The sequence below is a fragment of the Gilvimarinus sp. 1_MG-2023 genome, from assembly GCF_030548285.1.
In genome coordinates this window covers 1-373 of the sequence record NZ_JAUOSC010000328.1, presented here as the reverse complement: position 1 = coordinate 373, position 373 = coordinate 1, and the positions used below count along the sequence as shown (strand labels likewise).

Here is a 373-nt window from a genome sequence, read left to right as displayed (position 1 = left end):
GTACTGACGCCATCGCCAGACCACCACGAACGTGACCAATCGCCGCCGTAGCGAAATCAATCAAACGACGGGCAACCCCACCAGATGACAAAAAAGAAGACGACAGAATAAATAACGGAATCGCCAGCAAGGTGTAGTGCTCAGAAACTGCTTCAAACAGCTTGAGCGCAATCGACGCCATGGAATCATTGGTAAACAGCAAAATGGCGGTCATGGAAGAGAAGCCCAGCGCCACAGCAATCGGCAAGCCCAGCGCCATACCGACAAACAACAACAAGAACAGGGTTAACGCGACCATTATGCTTTCTCCTCTGCTTCATCACAGCCATCTTCATGCAGCAGTGATTCCCGGTGTTCATGGAAACCATTGGCC

Annotated in this window: 1 protein-coding gene; it reads right to left on the bottom strand. The window is 51.2% G+C overall.

From position 1 onward, the window contains the following. A partial coding sequence (locus Q4563_RS17025; protein WP_303605333.1) for a TRAP transporter large permease subunit occupies positions 1–298 on the bottom strand: 298 nt, incomplete at its 3' end. Positions 299–373: the final 75 nt, after the last annotated feature.